This is a genomic window from Halomonas sp. 25-S5 (genome assembly GCF_029889845.1).
Taxonomy (GTDB): Bacteria; Pseudomonadota; Gammaproteobacteria; order Pseudomonadales; family Halomonadaceae; genus Halomonas.
The window spans coordinates 1-25,228 of the sequence record NZ_JARANV010000034.1 but is presented as its reverse complement, the minus strand read 5'-3'; the positions used below and the strand labels follow the sequence as shown (position 1 = coordinate 25,228).

Here is a 25,228-nt window from a genome sequence, read left to right as displayed (position 1 = left end):
GCTTGGCCGCTTGGCCGCTTGGCCGCTTGGCCGCTTGGCCGCTTGGCCGCTTGGCCGCTTGGCCGCTTGGCCGCTTGGCCGCTTGGCCGCTTGGCCGCTTGGCCGCTTGGCGCTTACCCTTCTTCCTTGATTCCTTGACCCTCGTCCCCTGGAGATCTTCCATGCATCCCCCCCGTATCCTGCTCGGCGTCAACATCGACCATATCGCTACCCTGCGCCAGGCCCGTGGCACCCGCTACCCGGATCCGATCCAGGCGGCGCTGCTCGCCGAGGAGGCCGGCGCCGACGGCATCACCGTGCATCTGCGCGAAGACCGTCGCCACATCCAGGAGCGCGACGTGCGCCTGCTGGTTGATGTGCTCAATACCCGCATGAACCTGGAAATGGCGGTCACCGAGGCGATGCTGTGCCTGGCGGAGGAATTGCGCCCGGCCCATGTCTGCCTGGTGCCCGAGAAGCGCGAGGAGCTGACCACCGAGGGCGGGCTCGACGTGGCGGGGAACTTCGAGGCCGTCGGCGCGGCCTGTCGGCGCCTGGCGGCGGCGGGGTGCGAGGTGTCGCTGTTCATCGATCCCGAGCCTGCCCAGATCGAGGCGGCGGCCAGGGCCGGCGCGCCGGTGATCGAGCTGCATACCGGTGCCTACGCCGAGGTCACGGGCGAGGCCGCCCGTCGCGAGCATGCCCGGCTCGCCGCCGCCGCCGAGATGGCCCACGAACTGGGACTCACCGTGAACGCCGGCCACGGCCTCAACTACCACAACGTCGAGGCGATCGCCGCGCTGCCCGGCCTCCACGAGCTCAACATCGGTCATGCGATCATTGCCCGGGCACTCTTCGTCGGCCTCAAGGAAGCCGTGGCCGAGATGAAGCGGCTGGCCATCGCCGGCCAGGAGGCGGGTCTCGTGGCCTCGCTCGAGGCGCACGACCACGATCATGACGCGGCGGCGGACTGCTGCCGATGATCATCGGGATCGGCACCGACATCGCCCGGGTGGCCCGCTTCGAGCGGGCCATGGAGCGACACGGCGAGCGCTTCGCGTTGCGCCTGCTCGGCGAGCGGGAACACGAACGGTTGCGTGGCCATGTCCTGCCCGCGGCCTTCCTGGCCAAGCGATTCGCCGCCAAGGAGGCCTTCGTCAAGGCGCTGGGCACCGGCCTGCGCCGCGGCATGCGCTGGACCGAGATCCAGGTGGTCAACGATGCGCTGGGGCGCCCGTCACTGGTGCTCTCCGGCAAGGCCCATGAGCTGGCCGAGGCGGCCGGCGTCAGGTCGCTTCACTTGTCGCTCTCCGACGAGGAGGCCCTGGCGATGGCCTTTGTGGTGCTCGAGGGCTGAGCCGCCTGCCAGGCGCGCAGCTCGCCCATGGCGGCGTAGAGGTCGGGCAGTAGCGGCACCACGGCGCACAGGCCCCGCGAGCGCAGGCGGGTCTCCAGGGTCTCGGCCAGCAGCCCCAGGCGTGGCGTGCCGCAATAGCGACAGGCGCCATTGAGAGCATGCAGGGCGTCGAGCAGGGCCACCTCGTCGTCGCGCTCGACGGCGTCACGGATGGCCTGCTTGCTGCGCGCCAGGGAGTTGGCCAGCTTGTCGAGCAGTTCCCGGGCGAGGGGCTCGCGTCCGCCGGCCAGGCGGGCACCCAGCTCCAGGTCGACCACCGCCAGCTCCTGGTCCTCCTCTCCCTTCCCCGGGGCAGGGGCGTCACCGTGCGCCGACGGCTCGCTCTCTGCAGCCCGCGGCGGCAGCACGATGCCCAGGTGCTCCTCCAGCAGCTGAGCAAGGCGTCGCGGCTGCAGCGGCTTGATCAGCACATCGTCGAGTCCGCTCTCGCGCAGCCCCCGGTGCTGTTCACCCTGTACATGGGCGGTGACGGCGATGATCGGCACCCGCCGCCAGGCGCCGCCGAGCCGCCTCAGTGCCCGGGTCGTCTCCACGCCGTCCATGCCCGCCATGCGGATGTCCATCAACACCAGGTCGAAGTCCCGGTCATGCGCCAGCGCCAGGGCTTCCTCCCCGCTCGCCGCCTGGGTGACCGTGAGCCCGGGCCCGGCCAGCAGCTCGCTCAGCAGCAGCCGGTTGGACTCGGTGTCATCGACGACCAGCAGCCGGACCGGCGACGCGGCCTGCCGGCGCTGCGTGGGGGCCGGTAGGGCCCGAGGGGGGCCCGCCAGATGGCGGACCACCGCATCGGCCAGGGCCGAGCGGGCGACCGGCTTGCCCAGGACCTCGCCGCCATGCGGCAGGGGCAGGGCCGGCAGGTCGGGGGGACTGACGTTGACCAACAGCAGGGCGGGGCAGCCCAGTCCGTCCAGCCGGCGCCGCCATCCCGCGAGACGCGCCTCATCGAGGTCCTCGCTGCTCAGCCCCGCCACGACCAGCGAGGCGGCAGGCTCGCTCCCGGCGCTCGCCTGGGTGGTGACGCGGGCGCCCCAGCGGCTCATCAGGTGCTGCAGGGCGCGACGCGTAGGCGGGTGGGGCTCCTCGAGCACGATGACTTCCCCAGCCAGGCAGAGCTCCGGGGCGCGCTCGGTCTGCGTGCTGCCCGACAGCGGCAGGGTGAAGGCGAAGGTCGAGCCCGTGCCGGGCACGCTCTCGGCGTCGATCTCCCCGCCCATCTGCTCGACCAGCTGGCGGCAGATGGCCAGCCCCAGGCCGGTGCCGCCGAACTCCCGCGGATGGCTGATGTCGGCCTGGTGGAAGGCCTGGAACAGGCGTCGGCGAGCCTCGTCGGTCAGGCCCATGCCGGTGTCGCTGACGCTGACCCGCAGGATCACTTGGCTGGCCTCGGCCTGTTCCAGCATGACCCGCACGATCACCTCGCCCCGGTCGGTGAACTTGAGGGCGTTGTTGACCAGGTTGGTGAGCACCTGGCGGACCCGCAGCGGGTCGCCCTTGAGGTCGGCCGGCACGTCGTCGTAGACCAGGCCGAGCAGCTGCAGGCCCTTCTGCTGGGCCAACGGGGCCTGCAGGCCCAGCACCTCGTCGACCAGGCCGACCATGTCCAGCGCTAGCATCTCGAGCTCCACCCGGCCGGCCTCCAGCTTGGAGAAATCCAGCACATCGTTGACCAGCATCAGCAGGTTGTCGCAGGCCCGTTGCACGTGGTCCAGCCATTCGCGCTGGCGCGGTTCCAGCCGCGAACGCCCCAGCAGCCGACAGAAACCGACGATGCCGTTGAGGGGGGTGCGGATCTCGTGGCTCATGTTGGCCAGGAACTCCGACTTGACGCGGTTGGCCTCCAGGGCCCGGCGGTGGGCCAGGTCCAGCTCGATGTTCTGGACCTCGATGGTCTCCATGGACTCCTGGAGCTCGTCGGTGGCCTGCTCGATCTGGGCCTGCATCTCCTCGCGCGCCGTCTCCAGGTGGGCGGCCAGGTCATTGACGCGCTGGGCCAGCCCGGCCAGTTCCGGTGTCGGGGGGATGGCCAGCCGCTCCGGCACCACGCCGAGGGCCAGGCGATCCAGGGCGCGACCGGCATCCTCCAGCGGCTGACTCAGCCGTCGCGTGGTGGCATGGGCCGCCAGGAACAGCAGCAGGCCGGCGAGCATCAGCGCCAGGCTGGCGCTGGCCAGGTGGCGGTAGAAGCTCAGCAGCAGGGGAGTGGTGTCGATATCCAGCGCCAGCCAGGTCGGCGTCGGTGCGCCGGGCAAGGGGACCTGCAGCAGCCAACGATGATCGCGGTCCAGCAGGTGTGAGGCGTCGAACTCGGGCGGCGCCGGTGGGTCGCGAAACCGGCCGCGCTCCAGCAGAGACTCACCCTGGTCATTCAGGAGGCTCAGCGCCTGGACATGGGGCAGCGCCAGCAGGCCGTCGGTCAGGCGTGACAGCGCCCGCTCGTCCTCCCGCGCCAGGGCATCGTCCAGGGCCGGCGCGACCAGCTCGGCGCCCCGTGTCAGCTCATCGCGCAGCGTCGCGTGGCGCTGGCGATCCTCGAGTGCCAGGGCCGCGCCGACGAGCAGGGCCAGCAGCAGCAGGGGGAGGCCGAGGATCATCAGCATCAGTCGGGTCTTGAGGGACATCGGCGGCTCGTCGGGCGGTGAATCGGCGTCCAGTATGCCACAGGGCGGGCAGATGCCTGTCCAGTGTGCAGCCGCAGGGATATAATGCCGAAACGGCGTTTCCATCAGGAAGGTTACATGCATTTCTCCACTCTCGAGGAGACCGTCGGCCACACGCCGCTGGTCCGCCTCAAACGCATCACCGCCGGGCGCGGCAATACCCTGCTGGCCAAGCTGGAGGGCAACAATCCCGCCGGGTCGGTCAAGGACCGGCCGGCCCTCTCCATGCTCCAGCAGGCCGAGGCACGCGGCGAGATCTCGCCCGGCGACACCCTGGTCGAGGCGACCTCCGGCAACACCGGGATCGCCCTGGCCATGGCGGCCGCCCTCATGGGCTATCGCATGGTGCTGATCATGCCGGAGAGTGCCTCCGCCGAGCGCAAGCAGGCCATGGCCGCCTACGGTGCCGAGCTGATCGAGGTGAGCAAGGCAGGGGGCATGGAGGAGGCCCGTGACCTGGCCGAGGCGATGATCGCCCGCGGCGAGGGCAAGCCGCTGAACCAGTTCGCCAACCCGGACAACCCCCTGGCGCACTACCGCACCACCGGCCCGGAACTCTGGGAGCAGACTGGTGGCACCATCACTCACTTCATCAGCTCCATGGGCACCACCGGCACCATCATGGGCGTGTCGCGCTACCTCAAGGAGCGCAACCCCGAGGTGCAGATTATCGGCCTGCAGCCCGAGGATGGCGCCAGCATCGCCGGCATCCGCCGCTGGCCGCCGGCGTACCTGCCGAGCATCTTCGACGCCAGCCGCGTCGACCGGGTGCTGGACATCGGCCAGCAGGAGGCCGAGGAGCATATGCGTCGCCTGGCCCGGGAGGAGGGCATCCTGTCCGGCGTGTCGTCCGGCGGGGCGCTCGCCGGGGCGCTGCGTGTCGCCGCCGAGGTCGAGAACGCGGTGATCGTCTTCATCGTCTGCGACCGCGGCGACCGCTACCTCTCTACCGGCCTGTTCGCCCCGGAGCGCTGAGAATGGCCATGCTAGGCAAGCGTCGTCCTACGCGCGCGCCGTTGGGCGTCTCGGGGTTGCAGAGGCGCCAGGGAGAGCGCCGGGAGGCTTCCGCCGCCGGGGAGCAGGATGCCCTGGAGATCCGGGGGTTGGCCCATGACGGGCGCGGGGTGGCACGCACCGCCCGGGGCAAGATGGTGTTCGTCGAGGGCGCGCTCCCGGGCGAGCGCGTGAGGGTCGCCGTTCATCGCACCCGCCAGCGCTTCGACGAGGCCCATGTGCGGGAGCTGCTGGTGGCCTCGGCGGAGCGCGTCGCGCCGCCCTGTCCCCACTTTGGACGCTGCGGCGGCTGCGACCTGCAGCACCTCGCCCTGCCGGCGCAGCGCCGCCACAAGCAGGCGGTACTCGAGGAACTGCTGGAGCGCCAGGGCATCGCCCTGGCCGCGTCGCCCGAGCTGCTCGCCGGCGCGGGCGAGGGCTATCGCCGGCGCGCCCGCCTGGGCGTCAAGGTGGACGCCGACGGCGGCGTCCACCTGGGCTTTCGCGCGCGCCATAGCCACCGCCTGGTCGACATCGATGCCTGCACCGTGCTGGTGCCGACCCTGGACGCCCTGCTGGTGCCGCTGCACCAGCTGCTGGCAGACCTCGAGGCCCCGCGCCAGGTGGGGCACCTCGAGCTGCTCGCGAGCGACCAGGCGGTGGTGGTGGTCGTGCGCCAGCTGCGTGACCACCCCGGGGACGCCCGGCGCTGGCAGGCCTTCGCCACGGCGCATGGCGTCCACCTGGCGCGCTGGCTGGGTCGCGAGGCGCCCGAGTTCGATTGGCTGACGCCCCCGCCGGCGCTTAGCTGCGGGGTGCCGGGGCCTGACGGGGAGCTCTCCCTGGGCATCGCCCCCGGGGACTTCCTGCAGGCCAATGGCGAGGTCAATGGCCTGATGGTGACGACGGCCCTGTCCTGGCTGGCGCCGCTGGCCGCCGGCGAGCGGGTGCTGGACCTGTTCGCCGGCGTGGGCAACTTCAGCCTGCCGCTGGCCGCCGCCGGTGCCCGGGTGACGGCGGCAGAGGGCAACCCAGCGATGGTCGCACGGCTCGGCGACAATGCCTGCGCCATTTCACCAGGGCGGGGCCTGGACATCGCGGCGCGCCAGGCGGATCTCGCCGCGCTGCCGGCCGTGCGCGCCTTGCTCCAGGAGGCCGCTCCCGAGGTGGTGGTGCTGGACCCGCCCCGGGAAGGGGCCGCGGCGGTGAGCCGTGCACTGGTGGAACAACCGGTGCCGCGTCTGCTCTACATCTCCTGTGACCCGGCCACCCTGGCCCGGGATGCGGCACACCTCGTGCATGGTGGCTATCGGATCGTGCGTGCGGCCGTGGCCGACATGTTCGTGCACACCTCACACCTGGAATCCATGCTGCTGTTCGAGTATCCCGGCTCGGCGCAGCAGGCCCAAGGAGCGTCAAGCAATGGTTAAAGTGCGTGAAGAGCAGCCGCTGACCCGGGACGGGCGGGTCGCTATCGACCAGTGGCTCACACGCCTGCAGGACGACGTCAAGCTGCGCGATGTCGACGAGATGCGCCGTGCCTGCGAGCTGGCCCAGCAGCTGGAACTGGCGTCCGACCGCCCCCACAAGGCCTGGCTCAAGGATGGCTCGAGTTTTCGCATGGGCCTGGAGATGGCCGACATCCTGGTCGAGCTCAAGCTCGACCAGCCGGCGCTGGAGGCCGCGGTGCTCTATCGCGCCGTCCGCGAGAGGCTGATCGGCCTCGAGGAGGTCGACAAGCGCTTCGGCCACGAAGTCGCCGGCCTCATCGATGGCGTGTTGCAGATGGCCGCCATCAGCACCTTCCAGGCACCCAGCCAGGGCTTGAGCCAGCATGACCAGCAGGACAACCTGCGCAAGATGCTGGTCAACCTGATCGACGACGTCCGCGTCGCCCTGATCAAGATCGCCGAGCGCACCTGCGCCCTGCGCCAGGTGCGCGATGCCCCGCGCGAGAAGCGCCTGCAGGTGGCCCGTGAGGTCTTCGACATCTATGCGCCCCTGGCTCACCGCCTGGGCATCGGCCATCTCAAGTGGGAGCTCGAGGACCTCTCCTTTCGCTACCTGCACGAGGCGGAATACAAGGCCATCGCCCGCCAGCTCGCCGAGAAGCGCCTGGACCGTGACCGTTACATCAGCGAGGTGGTGGAGACCCTCAAGTCGCTGATGTCGGCCCAGGGGATCGGCCGCTACCAGGTCGACGGGCGCGCCAAGCACATCTACTCGATCTGGCGCAAGATGAAGCGCAAGCGCATCGACTTCTCCCAGGTCCATGACATCCGGGCGGTGCGCATCCTGGTGCCCGAGGTGACCGACTGCTACACGGTGCTGGGCATCGTCCATTCGCGCTGGCATCACGTACCCAACGAATTCGACGACTACATCGCCAACCCCAAGAAGAACGGCTACCAGTCGCTGCACACCGCGGTGCTCGGCCCCGAGAACAAGGTGCTCGAGATCCAGATCCGCACCTTCGCCATGCACGAGGAGGCCGAGCTCGGGGTCTGTGCCCACTGGCGCTACAAGGGGCACGACACCAACGCGCGCAGCGCCAGCTACGAGGAGAAGATCGCCTGGCTGCGCCAGGTGCTGGAATGGCACGAGGAAGTGGGCGACTTCGGTGACCTGCGCGAGGGGTTGACCAGCGACGTGGCCCCGGACCGCATCTACGTCTTCACCCCGGACGGCCACGTGATCGACCTGCCCCGGGTCGCCACGCCGATCGACTTCGCCTATCGAGTGCATACCGAGGTGGGCCACCGCTGCCGGGGGGCCAAGGTCAACGGGCGCATCGTGCCGCTCACCTACCGGCTCAAGACCGGCCAGCAGGTGGAGATACTCACCGCCAGCAAGGGCGGGCCGAGCCGCGACTGGCTCAACCCCAACCTGGGCTATGTGCGTACCTCCCGGGCGCGGGCCAAGATCCAGGCCTGGTTCAAGCTGCAGGCCCGCGACCGCAACCTCGAGGAGGGCCGGGCACTGTTCGAGCGCGAGATGAAGCGTCTCGACGTCGAGGACATGGACCTGACCACCCTGGCCAACAAGGTCAACTACCCCACCCCGGACGACATGTATGCGGCCCTGGGCGCGGGCGACCTGCGCATCGGCCAGGTGCTGCACCAGGCCCAGCAGCTGTTCGGCGAGAGCGATGACCAGGAACGGCTCGACCGCCTGCTGGCCAAGCCCCGCAAGGCCCCGGGCAAGGGCAGCGGCGGCGACATCACCGTGCTCGGGGTGGGCAACCTCAAGACCAGCATGGCCAACTGCTGCCATCCGGTGCCCGGTGACGCCATCGTCGGCTTCATCACCCAGGGGCGCGGCGTCACCGTTCACCGCCAGGACTGCCCCAATATCCTGCAGCTGCGCCTGGACGAACCCCAGCGCATCATCGAGGTGGAATGGGGCGAGCGGGCCCGCACCCAGTACCCGGTGGACATCGAGATCCAGGCCTGGGACCGCTCGGGCCTGCTGCGCGATGTCACCGGCGTGCTCAGCCATGACCGCGTCAACGTGCTCTCGGTGAACACCCTCACCGATACCGAGGACGGCATCGCGCGCATGTCGATCACCGTCGAGGTCGACGGCCTGGAGACCCTGGGGCGCCTGTTCTCGCGCATCCAGCAGCTGCCCAACGTCATCGAGGTGCGACGGCTGCGTAGCGGGGGGGGGCAAGGCAAGTCCGGCAAGCGCAGGAGGAGAACGACATGAGCCTGCCCCGCTATGACCTCGACGACCTGCTCGAGCTGATGGCCGTGCTGCGCGACCCCGAGCAGGGCTGCCCCTGGGACGTGAAGCAGGATTGGGACTCCATCGTGCCCCATACCCTGGAGGAGGCCTACGAGGTCGCCGATGCCATCGAGCGGCGGGCCTGGGACGAGTTGCCCGGCGAGCTCGGTGACCTGCTCTTCCAGGTGCTCTACTACAGCCAGTTCGCGGCCGAGGAGGGGCGCTTCGACTTCCATGACGTGGTGCATGTCCTCACCGCCAAGATGCTTTACCGCCATCCCCATGTCTTCCCCGCCGGGACCCTGGCCTCGCGCCGCCAGGACGTCAGCGCCGCCGAGGTGGAGACGCAGCAGGTGCACTCCCGCTGGGAGTCCCTCAAGGCCGAGGAGCGCGCCGAGCGGGCAGGCGACACGCGCGACACCGCCGCGGCGTCGGTGCTGGACGACATTCCCCGCACCCTGCCGGCACTCTCCCGGGCCGCCAAGCTCTCCAAGCGCGCCGCCCGGGTCGGCTTCGACTGGCCCGATGCCAGCGGCGTGCTGGCCAAGATCCGCGAGGAACTCGACGAGGTGGAAGAGGCCCTGGCAGAGGGGGATCGGGCGCATGCCGCCGAGGAGGTGGGCGACCTGCTGTTCGCGGTGACCAACCTGGCGCGCACGCTCAAGGCCGATCCCGAGCAGTGCCTGCGCGCCACCAATGCCAAGTTCGAGCGGCGCTTTCGCCACGTGGAGGCGGCCCTGGCCGCCGCCGAGGTGCCGCTGCAGGAGGCCGGCCTGGCGGCCATGGAGCGGCACTGGCAGGCCGCCAAGCACCTCGACACCCCCGTTCAGGAACCGTCGCAAGAAGGAGAGTCCCGGCCATGAGCCATGACCTGCACGAATCGCTGCGTGACAATGTCCGTATCCTGGGTGACAGCCTGGGCCGCACCATCGCCGATGACCTGGGTCCGGGCTTCGTCGACCGCATCGAGACCATCCGCAGCTTCGCCAAGCGCGGCCGCCAGGGCGAGGACGGCAGCCAGCGCGCGCTGATCGAGTACCTGCGCAAGCTGCCCGACCGTGACCTGCTGCCGGTGACCCGGGCCTTCAACCAGTTTCTCAACCTGGCCAACATCGCCGAGCAGCACTATCGGGCGCGCTTCCGCCGGGTCGAGGACTACAAGCCCGGTTCCCAGCCGGTGCTCTCCGAGCTGCTCGAGCGGGCACGGGGCGCCGGCCACTCGCCGCGCAAGCTGGTGGAGACCCTCTCAGGCATGCGCGTCGAGCTGGTGCTGACCGCGCACCCCACCGAGGTCATCCGCCGCACCCTGATCCAGAAATACGACGCCATCGACGACTGCCTCACGGCCATCGAGTCCTCCGCGGACTATCCGGAGCGCGGGGCGCGTGCCCAGGGCCGCCTGGAGGAGCTGATCAGCCAGGCCTGGCACACCGACGAGATCCGCCACGAGCGACCGACCCCGGTGGACGAGGCCAAGTGGGGCTTCGCGGTGATCGAGAACTCCCTGTGGCAGGCGGTGCCCGACTTCCACCGCGACCTGGACAACCTGCTGTTGGAGACCGCCGGCGAGCGCCTGCCGCTGGATGCCGCGCCGATCCGTTTCGCCTCCTGGATGGGCGGTGACCGCGACGGCAACCCCAACGTCACCGCGAAGGTGACCCGCGAGGTGCTGCTGCTGGGGCGCTGGATGGCGGCGGACCTCTACCTGCGCGACCTGGAGCAGCTCAAGGCCGAGCTCTCGATGTGGAAGGCCAACAGCGCGCTCAAGGCCGAGGTGGGGGAGGTGGCCGAGCCCTACCGCGAGCTGATCAAGCGCCTGCTGGCGAGGGTCGAGGCGACCCGCGACTGGGCCAAGGCCGAACTCGACGGGCGCAGCTACGAGGGCGGTGCCATCATCGAGACCCGCGACCAGCTCTATGCCCCCCTGCTGGCCTGCTATCGCTCGCTGTGTGACGTGGGGCTCGACACCATCGCCAACGGCGTGCTGCTCGACACCCTGCGCCGCGTGGCGATTTTCGGGGTGACCCTGACCAAGCTCGACCTGCGCCAGGAGGCCAGTCGCCACGCCCAGGTGATGGAGGAACTCACCCATGGCCTGGCGCTCGGCCACTACCGCGACTGGGACGAGGCGCAGCGCCAGGAATTCCTGCTCACCGAACTCGCCTCGCGGCGTCCGCTGATCCCGCGGCGCTGGGAGTGCTCCGCCGAGTCCCGCGAGGTCATCGACACCTTCCGGGTGATCGCCTCCGAGCACCGCGAGGCGCTGGGGACCTACATCATCTCCATGGCGGCCCAGCCTTCCGACGTGCTCGCCGTGGCGCTGCTGATGAAGGAGGTGGGGGGCACGGTCAGCCTGCCCATCGCGCCGCTGTTCGAGACCCTCGATGACCTGGACCATGCCGGCGAGGTCATCGACCACCTGCTGGCGCTGCCGGGCTATCGCGCCTTGGCCGGCGACAGCCAGGAAGTGATGATCGGCTATTCGGACTCCGCCAAGGACGCCGGCCAGCTGGCCGCCGCCTGGGCCCAGTACCGGGCCCAGGAGACGCTGGTGGAGGTCTGCGATCGCCACGGGGTCGACCTCACGCTCTTCCATGGCCGTGGCGGCACCGTGGGCCGGGGGGGTGGGCCCGCCCACGCGGCCATCCTCTCCCAGCCGCCGGGCTCGGTGAACGGCAGCCTGCGGGTGACCGAACAGGGCGAGATGATCCGTTTCAAGTTCGGCCAGCCGGAGATCGCCCTGCGTTCCATGGAGATCTATGCCTGTGCGGTCCTCGAGGCGAGCCTGCTGCCGCCGCCGGCGCCCAGGCCGGAATGGCGCGAGGAGATGGATCGCCTGGCTGAGGTGGCCCACGGCGCCTATGTGGGGGTGGTGCGCGAGGATCCCGATTTCGTCCCCTATTTCCGCTCGGTGACCCCGGAAGGCGCGCTCGGCCGCCTGCCGCTGGGCTCGCGACCCACCAAGCGTCGCCAGGATGGTGGCGTCGAGACCCTGCGGGCGATCCCCTGGATCTTCGCCTGGACCCAGATTCGCCTGATGCTGCCGGCCTGGCTGGGCAGTGGCGAGGCCTTCAGCCAGCGGCTGGAGGAGGAGGGCGGACTCGAGGTGCTCCGCGAGATGCGCGACCAGTGGCCTTTCTTCGGGACCTACCTGGACATGCTGGAGATGCTGCTGGCCAAGGCCGACGTGGGCATCGCCGCCTACTACGAGCATCGGCTGGTCGACGAGCCGTCCCTCAAGGCGCTCGGGGAGCGGCTGCGCACCCGTTTCGGCCGCCTCCACGAGGCGCTGCTGCAGGTGCTCGACCAGCAGGAGCTGCTGGAGAAGACGCCACTGATCCGCCAGGCCATCGAGGTGCGCAATCCCTACATCGATCCGCTGCACGGTCTGCAGGCCGAGTTGCTGCAGCGTAACCGCGATGCCGACGGGGCGATCAGCGCGGATCTTTCCCGGGCGCTGATGGTGACCATGGCGGGGATCGCCGCCGGGCTGCGCAACACCGGCTGAACCCGGCAGCGCCTGGTATTCGGCGTTTTTGATGCCATCGTTCACCGGCAGCAAGCTGTCCGGGTACTGGCCGGGGTAGTGCTCCTGCAGCCACTCCAGCAGGGTCAGGGCCTGCAAGCTCGGGGCGGCGGCCAGCTGCGGGACGAGCCCCTCCTCCCACATCCTGGCAAAGGGGTCGGGGCGGGTTCGCCAGCGGCGTGGCGCTGACGGCTCGGGGAGTCTGCGCGGCGTTCGAGGCGTCGAGCGGTGCTGACACTGGGGGATGTCACACAGCAGCCTTTTTGGACGCTCACTCAGCCGATCTCATTGCACCCGGCGCCGAAAAACCCAGAGGGATACCAGAAACAGGGTGACACCGATTGCCAGCATGGCCAGAGCCTCATCCCAGAGAACCGACAGACCGGCACCCTTGAGGAAAATACCGACGGTGATATCCATGTAATAACGCAGTGGACTCAGCAGGGAGAGGCTTTGCAGGAAAGCCGGCATGGCTTCTACCGGCGTCAGACTGCCCGACAGGAACATCAGCGGGAAAAGTCCGAAAAAGGAGAGCAGCAGCGCCTGCTGAAGGGTCCGGCTGTAGGCGGCAATCAGTACGCCCAGCGCAATCGCACTGAGCAAAAAGATGGCGGTCAGCACCAGAAATAAAAGCAGGCTGCCCTGAAGGGGCACATCAAAGACTCTGACAATCACCAGGCTCGGGAAGATAGACAGTACACCCATGATCAGCGTCGGTGTGACCTTGGCCAGGAACAGTTCCAGGGTGGAAATGGGCGTTACCAGCAGCTGCTCGATGGTGCCGCGCTCCTTTTCCCGGACAATAGAGGCTGCCGGGTGAATAACGCCCACCATCATGCCGGCCAGAGCAATCATGGATAACACGATAAAACCCGATGTTGTCAGGTCGGGGTTATACCAGATACGGATCAGGGGTACCGCGCCCCCCTTCTTCCCGGCAGGAGGGAGCGCTTCGCGCTCCTGGCGCTGGACGATCCGCAGAGCATCATTGACGGCATTGGCGGCAATGTTGGAATTGGTGCCGTCCTGGAGGAACTGGAGCTGAGCACTCTCGCCAGCGAGCAGATCACCTTCGAACCCGGCGGGAATGACCAACACCGCAGTGGCATCGCCTTTCTCCAGGAGGTCGGTGGCGGTTGCCACACGGGTCTCCTGAAATTTCAGGTCGAAGGTTTCGCTCACCGCAAATTTCTGGATCAACGAGCGACTCAAGGCGCTGCGATCCTCGTCCACCACCGCCAGGGGCAGGTGGCTTACATCAAAACTGAGCGCAACGGCACAAATGACGACTTCAATGGTGTAAAGCCAAAGTATCAGGGTCAGTATCAACCGGTCACGAAAGAACTGCACGAGCTCCTTGCGCAACAAACCAAATAAGGCAATTCCCATCAGGCCACCTTCTGCTTCATTCGCCAGTCCGCGAAGACAAAAACCAGGACCGTATAGACGATCAACATCATCAGATTCGGCAGAACGGCTTCAAGGCCGGCTGATTTCAACACGATGCCCCGGGAGATTTCCATAAAATAACCGGCAGGGAAAAGCCAGCTATACAGTTGCAGGGCAAGAGGCATGGTGAACAGGGGGAACAGAAAGCCGGAAAACAAAAACGACGGCATCAAGGTGACAATCAGTGTTATCAACATGGCCGCCAACTGGGTACGGACCAGCGATGAAACCAACAGGCCGATACCCACCGTGGTCAGCACATAAACGAAAGCGGACGTCAGCAGCAGTATCGGGCTGCCGGCAATGGGGACCTGAAACCAGGCAAACCCCACCACCATGACCATAAGAATCTCCAGGAAAGCCACCAGACCGTAGGGCACCAGCTTGCCGACAACAAACTCGGTTGAGGTGACCGGCGATGCATAGATCTGCTCAATCGTACCGGTCTCTTTCTCACGCACGATCGCCAGGGCGGTCAGCAGGGGTGGGAAGGCCATCAGGATCACGGCAAATAACCCGGGGATGACGAAATTGACGCTGCGCAGGGAGGGATTGAACCAGACCCTGGCTTGGACCCGGACGGCGCTCTGACGCGGGGCGGGGAAATTTGCGATTACCGCCTCGGCATAGGCCGATGCCAATCGACCCAGAACAGGATAGCCGCCGTCCACGATCACCTGGACAGGCGCCTCGTCGCCTCTGAGCAGTTGCCGGGCAAAGCCGGCTGGAATCACCACTCCCATGCTGATGGTCGAGCTTTGCAGTGCCAGCTCCAGATCGCGGAGATCGGTCGTTTTCTGCTCTAATTGAAAATACCGCGAGCTGTCGAAACGGGCTGACAGTTCGCGGCTTGCCGGCGTGTTGTCCAGATCGTAAATTCCCACGGAAACCTGTTCCACATCCAGATTGACCGCATAGCCGAACAGAAAAAGCATGATCAGCGGCATGATCACGGCCAACGCAACGGTAACCGGGTCGCGAATCAGCTCGCGACTTTCCTTGACGATGAGGGCTCCAAGCCGATGAGCCTTCATGGTCCCAACGCCCGGGAATTGGCCGTTCCCGTCTGTTCTATGGCCGCCGTGAAGAGTGTCTCCACCGTGGCGTCGGCTTCGAGGCCGAGCGAATGATTCAGTGACGATCTGCTACCGTGTGCGAGCAGCCGCCCGTCCAGCATTAACGCCAGACGATCACAGTAGGCCGCTTCCTCCAGGTAATGGGTCGTGACCAGCACGGTCATACCGCTGGCGGCCAGCTCACGGATAACCCGCCAGAAACGGTACCGGGCGACGGGATCGACACCCGAGGTGGGCTCATCAAGGAACAGCACCCGGGGCCGGTGAAGCAGGCTGCAAGCCAGCGCCAGACGCTGGCGCAAGGCACTTGAAAGATCACCGGTGAGCTTGTCGGGAATATCTGCCAGCCCCGTCACTTCCCTGGCCCAGTCGATCGCAGCCCGCGCCGCGCCTCCGGCCAGGCCGTACGCATTGGCAAAGAAGCGGAGATTCTCCCAGGGGGTCAGTTCCAGATAGAGTGAAAATCGTTGTGACATATAACCAATTTGCCGGCGCAATGCGGTGCTACCCCCACCGGAGCTCACCCCGGCCACCCGGGCGCCGCCCTCATCGATGGCCACAAGCCCGCACAAGGCCCTGATCAGGGTCGTCTTGCCCGCCCCGTTGGGCCCCAGCAACGCAAGCAGTTCGCCAGATGGCGCCTCGAAACTCACCCGGTCAACGGCCTTGAAATGGCCGAAGCGGACGCTCAGACCGGTGACCACCAGCCCCTCCTCTTTTCCCCTGTCTTGCCGGGCCAGTTCCGGAAACTGCTGCTCGCCGGTCCTCTTCTCCGTCCGCAGCACAAACAGGTCCTCGAGCCGGGACTCGGCCGCCGCCAGGTGGGCTCCCTCAGGCAATAAGGCGGCCAGCCGGTTTTCAGCGATGTCCGTGTTCATCACCAGTCGCAGGTGATCCGGCAACCACTGCACGGAATGGACGCTGTCAATTTGAGCCAGGATGCCGGACAACTCCCGCAAGCCCCGCCCGGTATTCCCGGCATTTACCGTGAACACCCTTCCCGCGACGGGCCTCAGCAGCTCTTTCAGCGAGCCATCCGCGAGAACGTGGCCCTGTTCCAGCAGCAGTATTCTGTCGCAGCGCTCCGCCTCGTCCATGTAGGAGGTGGCGACAACCATGGTCAGGCCCTGCGCCCGGAAGCGGTCGAGCATGGTCCAGAGATGGCGCCGGGACAGGGGGTCGACGCCGAGCCCCGGTTCGTCAAGGATCAGCAGCTCCGGTTCATGGACCAGATTGGTACATAGCGACAACTTTTTCCGCATGCCACCGGACAGCTTGGCGGCGGGCCTGTCGGTAAAGCGGCCAAGCCCCGACATGGATAGCAGCCTCTCTGAACGCTCCCGATAGAGTTCGTCGGGCACATCCCGGATGCGAGCGGCAAAGCTCAGGTTTTCCTTGACGCTGAGTCGATCGTAAAGCGTAAAACCCTGGGACATATAGCCAATCCGGGCAGCAATCTGCTTGGCCCCTCGACGGGTATCGAAACCCAGCACCCGGCACTCCCCCACAGTGGGGTCGAGGATGCCGGCCAACATCTGTAACAGCGTCGTCTTGCCAGCGCCATCAGCACCGACAATACCCACTCGTTGGCCGCGACCAACCGAAACATCCAGTGGCTCGATGACAACATTGTCTCCGAACTGGCGGCCAAGGCCCTTGGCGACGATGGGTTCCGGGGAAGACATGACGGCTCAGCGCGCCGGAACCGAGAGGGTCGCTGGCCACTCGGCGTCCGGATCCCAGCGAATCCAGGCATCCGCCGGCATACCGGGTTTCAGAGCATCGGCCGGATTATCCAGCACCAGGGTAACGCCATAGACCATCCGAACTCTCTCGTCGGGCATGTGGACATCACGGGGGGTGAACTGGGCGAAATCGTCAATCCTGCCGACTTTGGCGGAAAAGTCCCCGGACAAACCGTCCACGCGGATTCTGGCCGGGTCCCCGAGACTGATCCGGGTGACGGTATCGCCGGGGACATAGACCTTGAGTTCGAGCTGCCGCAGGTTGACCATCGTGGCCAGCGGCTGGCCGGCATCGACAACCTCTCCCGTCTCCACCGCCCGGATCAGTATGGTTCCGGAGAGCGGCGCGGCAACCTCCGCTTTTTCCAGTTGCGATTCAGCCAGCGCCACCTGCGCCGCCCTTGCAGCCACCTGTTCTTCGGCGGCATCCTTCTGCCGCTGGAGAGACTGGAGCCGGCCCCGGGCCTCACTGACGGCATTTTCCGCCTGATCCAGGTCACTGGCGCTGGCCAGATTGCGGGACCGCAAGTCCCGGATCCGCTGCCGTTGTTTCTCGGCAGTCTTGAGATGATGACGCCAGGTGGTGATTTGGCTGTCGAAGCCGTCACGGACTTCCCGTGCGGCGGCCAGCTCGGCCTGTGCCGAGCGCAGGCGGTCTTTGGCATCGGCGGGGTCGATCACGGCGACCGTGTCGCCAGCCGAAACCTTGCTGCCTTCCGCGAGATGGTGCTCGATGACCCGACCGGCCACTTCGGCCGCGATCCGCACTTCCCGCCCCTCGATATGGCCATTGCCATAGACGATTCCCTGGGGTAAGGGCTCTTCCCCGAACAGAACAAAAACCCCATAAGAACCGCCGGCGAGCACCAACACCGCTATCAGAGACCAGAGCCAGGATTGGGGCTTCACCAAATACTCCTTATGACATTATCGTTTGGGTTGGAGCCGGGATCTGGATGTTGCTCACGCCGTCGCCGACTTCCTCGACGACGCCGACGCCCTCGTGGCCGAGGATACGACCATCCTCCATGGCGGGCACGTCGCCCTTGAGGATGTGCAAGTCGGTGCCGCAGATAGTGGTATGGGTGATGCGCACCACCGCGTCCGTGGGCTTGGTGATGCTCGGGCGCGGTTTTTCCTCCCAGCGACGCTGGCCCGGTCCGTGATAGACGAGTGCTTTCATGATGTTACCTCCTTGAGTGGCACAAATGGCAGCTCATGGCGAGCTACGTATAGGGGGCAATTCGCGGTTATAGTTGCACCGCTTCCTCTACCAGGCCCGCAGGACGGGCTCATTACTCCAGTACATAACGCCCTGGCGCCTCGTCCAGCGCCGGATAGCCTCTGGTCATCCCCGGCTCCCGGGCGGGCACGCGCTGGGTGCTGTGATCGATCAGCCAGCCCTGCCAGCAGGGCCACCAGGAGCCGTCATGATGTGCGGCAGTGGCCTGCCAGCCGTCCGGATCCATGAAGGGGTCGTCGCGGCGGATGGTCGAGATCTGATGGAAGCGGCGGGAATCACCGGGCGGGTTGACGATGCCGGCGTTGTGCCCGCCGCTGGAAAGCACGAAGGTGACGTCTGCCGGCGTCAGCCACTGCACCTTGTAGACGGAGCGCCAGGGGGCGACATGATCCTTGAGCGTGCTGACGGCGAACACGGGAATCCTGATATCGGTCAGCGATATGGGCCGTTCGTCCACCCGGTAGCGCCCGCCGGCGAGGTCGTTGTCGAGGAACAGCCACCGGAGGTACTCGCTGTGCATGCGCGCCGGCATGCGGGTGCCGTCGGCGTTCCAGGCCATCAGGTCGAACATGGGCGGACGCTCGCCGGCCAGATAACTGCGCACCATCGCCGACCAGATCAGGTCCTGGGAGCGCAGCAACTGGAAGGCGCCCGCCATCTGGCGAGTATCCAGGTAGCCCCTGATCGCCATGAGGTCCTCGAGGAAGCGAACCTGGTCCTCGTCGATGAACAGCATCAGCTCGCCGGCCTCGCTGAAGTCGGTCTGCGCGGCGAGCAGCGTCAGGCTGGCCAGGCGATTGTCACCGTCCCGCCCCATGGCGGCCGCGGCGATCGACAGCAGCGTCCCGCCCAGGCAATACCCCACGCCGTGGACACGCTGCTGCGGGCAGATGGCCGTGACCGCGTCGAGGGCCGCCATGACCCCCAGCCGGCGGTAGTCGGCCATGCCCAGGTCCCGCTCATCGCTGCCCGGGTTCTTCCAGGACACGACGAACACCGTGTGGCCCTGTGCCACCAGGTAGCGGACCAGGGAGTTCGCCGGGGAGAGGTCGAGGATGTAGTACTTCATGATCCAGGCCGGCACGATCAGCACCGGCTCGGCGTGCACCTCCTGGGTGGCGGGCGCATACTGGATCAACTCGATGAGCCGGTTGCGGAAGACCACCTTGCCCGGCGTCACCGCCACGTCCCGGCCGACCCGGTACGCTTCGACGCCCACCGGCCCCTCGCCGGCCTGCCGGCGCCGCCAGTCCTCCAGCAGATTACTGGCGCCGCGGGCCAGGTTGGCGCCACCCTCGCGCCGCGTCTGCTCCAGCAATTCGGGATTGGTGGTGAGGAAGTTCGACGGCGAGAAGACGTCGAGCAGCTGTCGTGCGCCGAAATTCACCATCGCCTCATGGTGGCGCGAGACGCCCGGTACGCCGATGGTGGCCGCATGCCACCACTGCTGCTGCAGCAGGAAGCCCTGAGAGAGCATGTTGAAGGGCCAGCGCTGCCAGGCGTCGTCCCGAAAGCGTTTGTCCTGGGGAAGGGGCTCGATGCAGCGTTCGCAGTTAGCGTCCCGACAAGCCTGCTCGCAATAACTACCGAATCGTTGCCACTTGCGCAGGGCCTTGCCGAGAAGCTCGGCCTGCTTGTCCGGTGACAGGAGCAGGTGTTGCGCCCAGTCCCACCAGGCCTGCTGGACGGCGGTCGGCGACAGCCCACCCGTGAACAGACTCATCATGGCGTGCAGGCGCGGGTCGGTGGTCGTCGCTGGTGGGCTCGCTTTCGGCCCGTCGATGGTGGTGGTTTGGGGTGTGGTGTTCATCAGCGCGTCTCCTTGGGGCAGCAGGCCGACTACAGGTCTCGGTCTCGGTTGATCTGCTGGGACAGACGCATCGCCTCGTGTTCCTCTAGCTTCAAGAGCTCGCGAAGGAGATCCCGAGCCTCGGGGATGTCGGCGCGTCCTTCCAGGTAGCGGTATAGCGCGATGACCTGATCGTGCAGCGAGAAGACTTCCCGGCTGATGTCTTCGAAGCCCATTTCGGCATAGGGCAAATTGCACGCCTGATGGGGTTTGATGGGCGCATGCGACAGATAGTCGTAGACCCAGGTGTTTAGGGCCTTGGGGTCGGCCTGCTTTTCGAAGCTGGCCACGGTGTGCTCCAGGACCGCCTCGTGATCGGCGAGGTACTCCAGCAGCGATTTGGCCCGTGCCTCCTCCTGCTGGGTGGCACAGTGCCTGAAGCACTCGGCCAACTGGGCATGCAGCTGGCGAGTCCAGTCGATCAGGTCGTGAAAGGTCTCGATATTCATTTACGCTCCATTAGAGGGTTGCTCTATAGGTATTGGCTGTAAACCGGGTCGGCTTCGACTGGGTCACTCGTTCTGGCTCCACCATCCCCCGCCGTAGAGGCTGTGAAAGCCCATCTCGTACAGGCTGTCGCGGGTCGTGCCGGCAAGCTCCAGCGTCGAGGCGATAGCGTCGCTCACCAGCGTCTCCCATTGCCGATAGGGGGTGTCACTATCGATCGGCGCCGGCGCGGTCTCCACCATCTCGGCCAGCCATTTCACGCCGGTCATCCAGGGGAGAAGCGTTCCGAGAGCATCAGCCGGCTGGTCCGCGCCGGATGCAGTTGTCGCAGCGCCTCGGCGGACCAGGGTGTGGTGTAAAACCGCACCCAGGGCCCGACGAAGGTCTCGTAGAGGGCCACGTTGTGCTCGGAGAGGGCGCGCACCCGGTCGAACGCCGGAGCCTGGTCGGGGTAGTCCAGGTCTTCCACGCGGCGCTCCTCGAAGTGCACCTGGAACTGGGGCTTGTGGCAGTCGGGGTCGCCGGTGGGGTTGTCGATACGCATCTCGTAGAGGCCGGGCGCCATGTCGTTCAGCTCGCCGACACTCTCGAGGATCGCCCGGTGCTCGAGGCGCGCGACCTTGGATGAGACGAAGATGCCCAGGTGCCCCACATGGGGATTGAGCAGGTAGACGATGCGCTGGTCGGCGGCCTTGAGCGCCTCCGTGCTGGGGTAGACCGCGGGGATCCAGTTGAGCGCCTGATGGGGCGGGGTGATGTTGTCACCGCTGGAGGCGAAGATCACCAGGGGATTGCGGATACGCCGGAGATCGATGGTGCAGCCCGGACAGACCTGCAGCTCCCCGCGTTCCAGCTGGTTGCCGACAAAGAGGTTCTCGACGATGGCGGTGATCTCTTCCTTGCTCAGTGCGTAGAAGCCCGTCCACCAGCGCTCGAAGTCGAGGAAGCGTTCGCGCTGTCCGTCGATGTCGGCGAACAGCTGGTAGTCCTTCTGCCACAGGGTGTTGGCCGGCTTGAGCGATTCGAAGTTGGTGGCCAGGTGGGCGCCATCGAAGCGGCCATCGCCCAGATCCGCCAGCAGATGCGTCAGCCAGGCACCGCCCAGCAGTCCGCCAGCCAGCCGCATGGGATTGACGCCGGATTCGCCCGACCAATAGGAGAGCGGCGAGCCGTTGAGTACCGCCGGCCCCACCAGGCCCTCGCAGTCGGCGCAGAGCAGCGCGATGGCCCAACCCGCCTGGCAGTTGCCGTAGAGCACCGGCGGCTGGCCGGGGTGGCGCTCGGCCACCGTTTCGACGAAGCGTCGCAGGACGTGCAGCACGTCCTCCAGCGTCTGCCCGGGGACGGGCTCGGGGAAGAAGATCACGAAGTAGACCGGATGACCCTCATGGAGGGCCATACCCACCTCGGAGTCGCGCTTGAAGCCGCCGATGCCCGGGCCGTGGCCGGCGCGTGGATCGACGATGACCACCGGCGGCCTGGTCTCGTCGAAGCAGTCCTCCAGGCAGTCATCGCCCACGCGCGTGACCCGCAGCAGGGCATAGTTGGCGGGACCTTCCAGCCGCCGGCCATCGAGGATCGTCTCGTAATCGAAGTCGAGCAGCGGCGGCTTGCCGGCCCGCTCGTGCTCGAGCATGTTGTTGGCGCGCTCACGCAGGGTATCCAGGTAGCGCACGCCGCGTTGCCACAGGTCGAGCTGATAAGCGGCCAGGTCAAAGGGCCATGATGTCGGGGTCGAGTGGCAGTCCCAAGTATCGCTACTCATCTTGTCCTCCCTTGCGGTTATCATGCCCGCCATGGCCTCCGTGTCCACCATGCCCGCCATGCATGAATACATGCATCAGCGGACAGGCGAGCAGGATCAGCCAGGGTAGGGCGCCGAGCAGGTGCACCTTGTGCTCTCCCCAGAGCAGGAAGCCCATTACCCCCAGGGTAAGTACCACCATGAGCCAGAAGGTGCCCTTGCCGGGACGTCGCTCCAGCCACCCCTTTTCGTCATTCATGATTCAGATCCTCACCCGGCGCAGCCTCAGCGAATTCATCACCACCGACAGCGAGGATGCACTCATCGCGAAGGCGGCGAACATCGGCCCGATCAGGATGCCGAGGAACGGATAGAGGATCCCGGCGGCGATCGGTACCCCCGCCCCGTTGTAGGCCAGGGCGAAGAACAGGTTCTGCTTGATGTTGCGCATGGCGGCCAGCGATAGCTTGCGGGCCCGGACGATGCCGTCGAGGTTGCCCTTGACCAGCGTGAAGCCGGCGCTTTCGATTGCCACGTCGGCCCCGGTGCCCATGGCGATACCCACATCCGCCTGGGCCAGGGCGGGGGCGTCGTTCACCCCGTCGCCGGCCATGGCCACCTTGCGGCCTTCTGCCTGCAGCTCGCGGATGATGCGCGCCTTGTCTTCGGGCAGCACGTCGGCGCGGATCTCGTCGATGCCCAGCCGGCCGGCCACGGCACGGGCGGTGCGATCGTTGTCGCCGGTGGCCATGATGATGCGGAAGCCCAGCTTGTGCAGCGCCTTCAGCGCGGCCGGTGTGGTTTCCTTTACCGGGTCGGCCACGCTGACCAGGCCGGCGATCTGCCCGTCGAGCACGACGAACATCACCGTTTCGCCCTCATCGCGGCGGGCGTTCGCGGTCTCGGAAATCCGCCCGCCATCGAGGCCCAGTTCGGCCATGAGCTTGGCGTTGCCGAGGGCCACCGACTGGCCGCCCACGACACCCTTGACGCCCATGCCGGTCACGGCCTCGAAATCGGTGGCATCGGCGAGGGATACGTCGCGTTCCTCGGCGCCGGTGACGATGGCCTCGGCCAGCGGGTGCTCGGAGCCTCTCTCGAGGCTGGCCGCCAGGCGCAGCACTTCGGCCTCGTCATGCCCCGCCTCCGGCAGTACGGCCACCAGCTTCGGTTTGCCTTCGGTCAGCGTGCCGGTCTTGTCGACCATCAGCGTATCGACCTTGGCGAAACGCTCCAGGGCCTCGGCATTCTTGATCAGCACCCCCAGCTGGGCGCCGCGCCCGGTGGCCGTCATGATCGACATCGGCGTGGCCAGGCCCAGCGCACACGGGCAGGCGATGATCAGTACCGCCACCGCCGAGATGAGTGCATAGGAGAGCGCCGGCGCTGGTCCCCAGATCGCCCAGGCGATGAAGGACAGCACGGCAACGCCGATCACCGCGGGGACAAAGATGCCCGCCACCTTGTCGGCGAATTTCTGGATCGGCGCGCGCGAGCGCTGAGCATTCGCCACCATCTCGACGATCTGACTGAGCATGGTATCGGCGCCGACACGGGTGGCCTCCATGACCAGGCTGCCGGTACCGTTGATCGTGGCCCCCGTGACCTTGTCGCCTTGGACCTTTTCCACCGGGACCGGCTCGCCCGAGATCATCGACTCGTCGATCGAGGAGCGGCCCTCGACGACCACGCCGTCTACCGGCACCTTGTCGCCGGGCCGCACGCGCAGGTGATCGCCCACCTGCACGTCTTCCAGCGCCACCTCCTCTTCGCTGCCGTCGGGTCGGATCACCCGCGCGGTCTTGGCGGCCATGTCGAGCAGTGCGCGGATCGCCTTGCCGGTGCCTTCGCGGGCGCGCAATTCCATCACCTGGCCTAGCAGGACCAGGGTCACGATCACCGCCGCGGCCTCGAAATAGACGCCCACCGTGCCGTCGTCCCGGCGGAAGCCCTCGGGGAAGATGCCGGGCGCCAGCACCGCGACGATCGAGAAGAGATAGGCCGCGCCGACGCCCATGCCGATCAGGCTGAACATGTTGAGGTTCATCGTGCGAAAGGAAGTGACGCCGCGCACCAAGAACGGCCAGCCCGACCACAGGATTACCGGCGTGCTGAGCGCGAACTCGATCCACATCGCGCTTCGCTCGCCGAAGAAGTCGCGGATCGCCCCGAAGCCCAGGTAGGGGCTCATCGTCAGAATCAGGACCGGCAGCGTGAGCAACGCCGCGACCCAGAAACGCCGGGTGAAATCGACCAGCTCGGGATTCGGCCCCTCATCGCCGACCGCTGCCGACTCCAGCTCCAGCCCCATGCCGCACAGCGGACAGGCACCGGGGGTGGTCTGGCGCACTTCGGGATGCATGGGGCAGGTGTAGACGGCGCCGGCATGCCCGGCCGGTACCTTGTCGTACTTGCCGCCGCGCACCGGTTCGCTGGCTGAATGACCGGTGCCATGCCCGTGACATCCGCCATCCTTGCCATGATCGGAAGGTGCTTGAGCGCCGTCACTTCCCATGGGCACGAGGTGCATGCCGCACTTCGGGCAGTCACCCGGCTGGTCGGAGACGACCTCGGGATGCATTGGGCAAGTATATTGGGAAGCCCCTTGATCGCTGGCGTTCATGGAGCCGGCATCTGTGCCTTCCTGCTGCTTGCCGTGATGCGAGTGCTCACGCCGCTTGATGTGCTGCTGAGTCATGAAGCCGTCTCCGTTACCTTCGTTGGCTGGGGGTATCTCCGGGTCTTTCCGTGTGCGAGGGACGCCCTGGTGCCTAGGCCGCGTCGTCAATCTCGTAGATCGTGCCTGCGTTGCTCGTATTCCTCGCGGTCGATTTCTCCCCGAGCGTAGCGTTCTTGCAGAAGATCCAGTGCCGTTGGCCGCTGTTGAGAAAGGGCCTCGCCTCGGTCTCGGGTCAGGCGACGGACCAGGAGAACGGCCAGGGCAAGGACAGCGCCCCAGAACAACACCATCATGAGCCCGCCGAAGAGCATATGCCCCCAGCCGTAACTCCCCATATACGCCATCATGTCACCCCACATGGTCGGATCTCCTGTCATGTTGAATCACCCTGCCCTACCGTCAGGTTAAGACCTGTGGGTAACCCAAGGGTCAAGATAAGATAGAGGTGCAAGCATGCGTGTCTTGATCCCGGTCAACTTTAGACATCTTCAGTGGCATGGAATCAACACCGCACGCTTGCGCTGAGGTGTGAGTTCAGGATGTCAATGATCCCCCGGCTCATTGTGAGTATTGCGTGAGGTATCCGCTAGGAGCCTGTCGGGTTTGACCGATCGTAGCGAGAGAGACGGATTTCGAGACAAGTTTATCGATCTGATGAGGCGAATAGCCCGCTATTTAACGAATCAGATCGAATGAA

20 protein-coding genes are annotated in these 25,228 nt (G+C 66.7%); 7 read left to right on the top strand and 13 right to left on the bottom strand.

The genetic code is table 11. From position 1 onward, the window contains the following. Nucleotides 1–161 precede the first annotated feature (161 nt). A complete protein-coding gene (pdxJ, locus tag OP498_RS17310) occupies nt 162–962 on the top strand; it encodes a pyridoxine 5'-phosphate synthase (RefSeq protein WP_280549842.1) in 801 nt (266 codons plus the stop codon). Further along, the gene (locus tag OP498_RS17305) at nt 959–1,336 is read left to right on the top strand and encodes a holo-ACP synthase (RefSeq protein WP_280549839.1); all 378 of its coding nucleotides are present in this window, start codon (nt 959–961) and stop codon (nt 1,334–1,336) included. The genes pdxJ and OP498_RS17305 overlap by 4 nt, the downstream gene beginning before the upstream one ends. On the opposite strand, the gene OP498_RS17300 is transcribed toward OP498_RS17305, so the two are convergent. Further along, a complete protein-coding gene (locus OP498_RS17300) occupies nt 1,276–4,014 on the bottom strand; it encodes an ATP-binding protein (protein ID WP_280554593.1) in 2,739 nt (912 codons plus the stop codon). The genes OP498_RS17305 and OP498_RS17300 overlap by 61 nt on opposite strands. A 117-nt stretch (nt 4,015–4,131) precedes the next feature. Here OP498_RS17300 and cysM point away from each other — a divergent pair, with 117 nt between their 5' ends. The 5 genes from cysM to ppc are packed head-to-tail and all read left to right on the top strand — an operon-like array spanning nt 4,132 to nt 12,280. Further along, nucleotides 4,132–5,028, top strand: a complete 897-nt coding sequence (gene cysM, locus OP498_RS17295) for a cysteine synthase CysM (protein WP_280554591.1) — start codon at nt 4,132–4,134, stop codon at nt 5,026–5,028. A 2-nt stretch (nt 5,029–5,030) separates the two neighbouring features. Then, nucleotides 5,031–6,476 (top strand): TRAM domain-containing protein, encoded by a 1,446-nt coding sequence (locus OP498_RS17290; RefSeq protein ID WP_280549833.1) that lies wholly within the window; start codon nt 5,031–5,033, stop codon nt 6,474–6,476. Beyond that, nucleotides 6,469–8,754, top strand: coding sequence for a GTP diphosphokinase (gene relA, locus OP498_RS17285; RefSeq protein WP_280549831.1), 2,286 nt, complete (start codon nt 6,469–6,471; stop codon nt 8,752–8,754). Before OP498_RS17290 ends, relA begins: the two co-directional genes overlap by 8 nt. Next, nucleotides 8,751–9,635 carry a nucleoside triphosphate pyrophosphohydrolase gene (gene mazG / locus OP498_RS17280; protein ID WP_280554589.1) on the top strand — a complete coding sequence of 295 codons (885 nt, stop codon included), beginning with the start codon at nt 8,751–8,753 and terminating at the stop codon, nt 9,633–9,635. The genes relA and mazG overlap by 4 nt, the downstream gene beginning before the upstream one ends. After that, complete coding sequence (ppc, locus tag OP498_RS17275) at nt 9,632–12,280, top strand: phosphoenolpyruvate carboxylase (RefSeq protein ID WP_280554588.1); 2,649 nt, start codon at nt 9,632–9,634, stop codon at nt 12,278–12,280. Before mazG ends, ppc begins: the two co-directional genes overlap by 4 nt. A 303-nt stretch (nt 12,281–12,583) precedes the next feature. Here ppc and OP498_RS17270 read toward each other — a convergent pair whose 3' ends face one another. The 12 genes from OP498_RS17270 to OP498_RS17215 all read right to left on the bottom strand — a co-directional run bounded on the left by OP498_RS17270 (nt 12,584) and on the right by OP498_RS17215 (nt 24,890). Beyond that, nucleotides 12,584–13,687 (bottom strand): ABC transporter permease, encoded by a 1,104-nt coding sequence (locus OP498_RS17270; protein WP_280549825.1) that lies wholly within the window; start codon nt 13,685–13,687, stop codon nt 12,584–12,586. Further along, nucleotides 13,687–14,781 (bottom strand): ABC transporter permease, encoded by a 1,095-nt coding sequence (locus OP498_RS17265; protein ID WP_280554585.1) that lies wholly within the window; start codon nt 14,779–14,781, stop codon nt 13,687–13,689. The genes OP498_RS17270 and OP498_RS17265 overlap by 1 nt, the downstream gene beginning before the upstream one ends. Continuing rightward, entirely contained in the window at nt 14,778–16,508 is a 1,731-nt protein-coding gene (locus OP498_RS17260; protein ID WP_280554583.1) for an ATP-binding cassette domain-containing protein, read from the bottom strand. Before OP498_RS17260 ends, OP498_RS17265 begins: the two co-directional genes overlap by 4 nt. 6 nt (nt 16,509–16,514) lie before the next feature. Further along, nucleotides 16,515–17,477 (bottom strand): efflux RND transporter periplasmic adaptor subunit, encoded by a 963-nt coding sequence (locus tag OP498_RS17255; protein ID WP_280554581.1) that lies wholly within the window; start codon nt 17,475–17,477, stop codon nt 16,515–16,517. 10 nt (nt 17,478–17,487) lie between these two features. After that, nucleotides 17,488–17,751, bottom strand: a complete 264-nt coding sequence (locus tag OP498_RS17250; protein WP_280554579.1) for an alcohol dehydrogenase catalytic domain-containing protein — start codon at nt 17,749–17,751, stop codon at nt 17,488–17,490. A gap of 112 nt (nt 17,752–17,863) precedes the next feature. After that, nucleotides 17,864–19,621 carry an alpha/beta fold hydrolase gene (locus tag OP498_RS17245; protein WP_280554578.1) on the bottom strand — a complete coding sequence of 586 codons (1,758 nt, stop codon included), beginning with the start codon at nt 19,619–19,621 and terminating at the stop codon, nt 17,864–17,866. A 29-nt stretch (nt 19,622–19,650) separates the two neighbouring features. Beyond that, nucleotides 19,651–20,109: an ATPase gene (locus tag OP498_RS17240; RefSeq protein WP_280549812.1), complete on the bottom strand. Its 459-nt coding sequence runs from the start codon at nt 20,107–20,109 to the stop codon at nt 19,651–19,653. A gap of 63 nt (nt 20,110–20,172) precedes the next feature. Then, a complete protein-coding gene (locus tag OP498_RS17235; protein WP_280554577.1) occupies nt 20,173–20,367 on the bottom strand; it encodes a DUF3141 domain-containing protein in 195 nt (64 codons plus the stop codon). 5 nt (nt 20,368–20,372) lie between these two features. Continuing rightward, entirely contained in the window at nt 20,373–21,872 is a 1,500-nt protein-coding gene (locus OP498_RS17230; RefSeq protein ID WP_280554576.1) for a DUF3141 domain-containing protein, read from the bottom strand. Next, entirely contained in the window at nt 21,865–22,053 is a 189-nt protein-coding gene (locus OP498_RS17225) for a DUF2933 domain-containing protein (protein WP_280554594.1), read from the bottom strand. The genes OP498_RS17230 and OP498_RS17225 overlap by 8 nt, the downstream gene beginning before the upstream one ends. 60 nt (nt 22,054–22,113) lie before the next feature. Beyond that, nucleotides 22,114–24,549: a copper-translocating P-type ATPase gene (locus OP498_RS17220; RefSeq protein WP_280554575.1), complete on the bottom strand. Its 2,436-nt coding sequence runs from the start codon at nt 24,547–24,549 to the stop codon at nt 22,114–22,116. An 86-nt stretch (nt 24,550–24,635) separates the two neighbouring features. Further along, the gene (locus tag OP498_RS17215; RefSeq protein WP_280549806.1) at nt 24,636–24,890 is read right to left on the bottom strand and encodes an SHOCT domain-containing protein; all 255 of its coding nucleotides are present in this window, start codon (nt 24,888–24,890) and stop codon (nt 24,636–24,638) included. Nucleotides 24,891–25,228 lie beyond the last annotated feature (338 nt).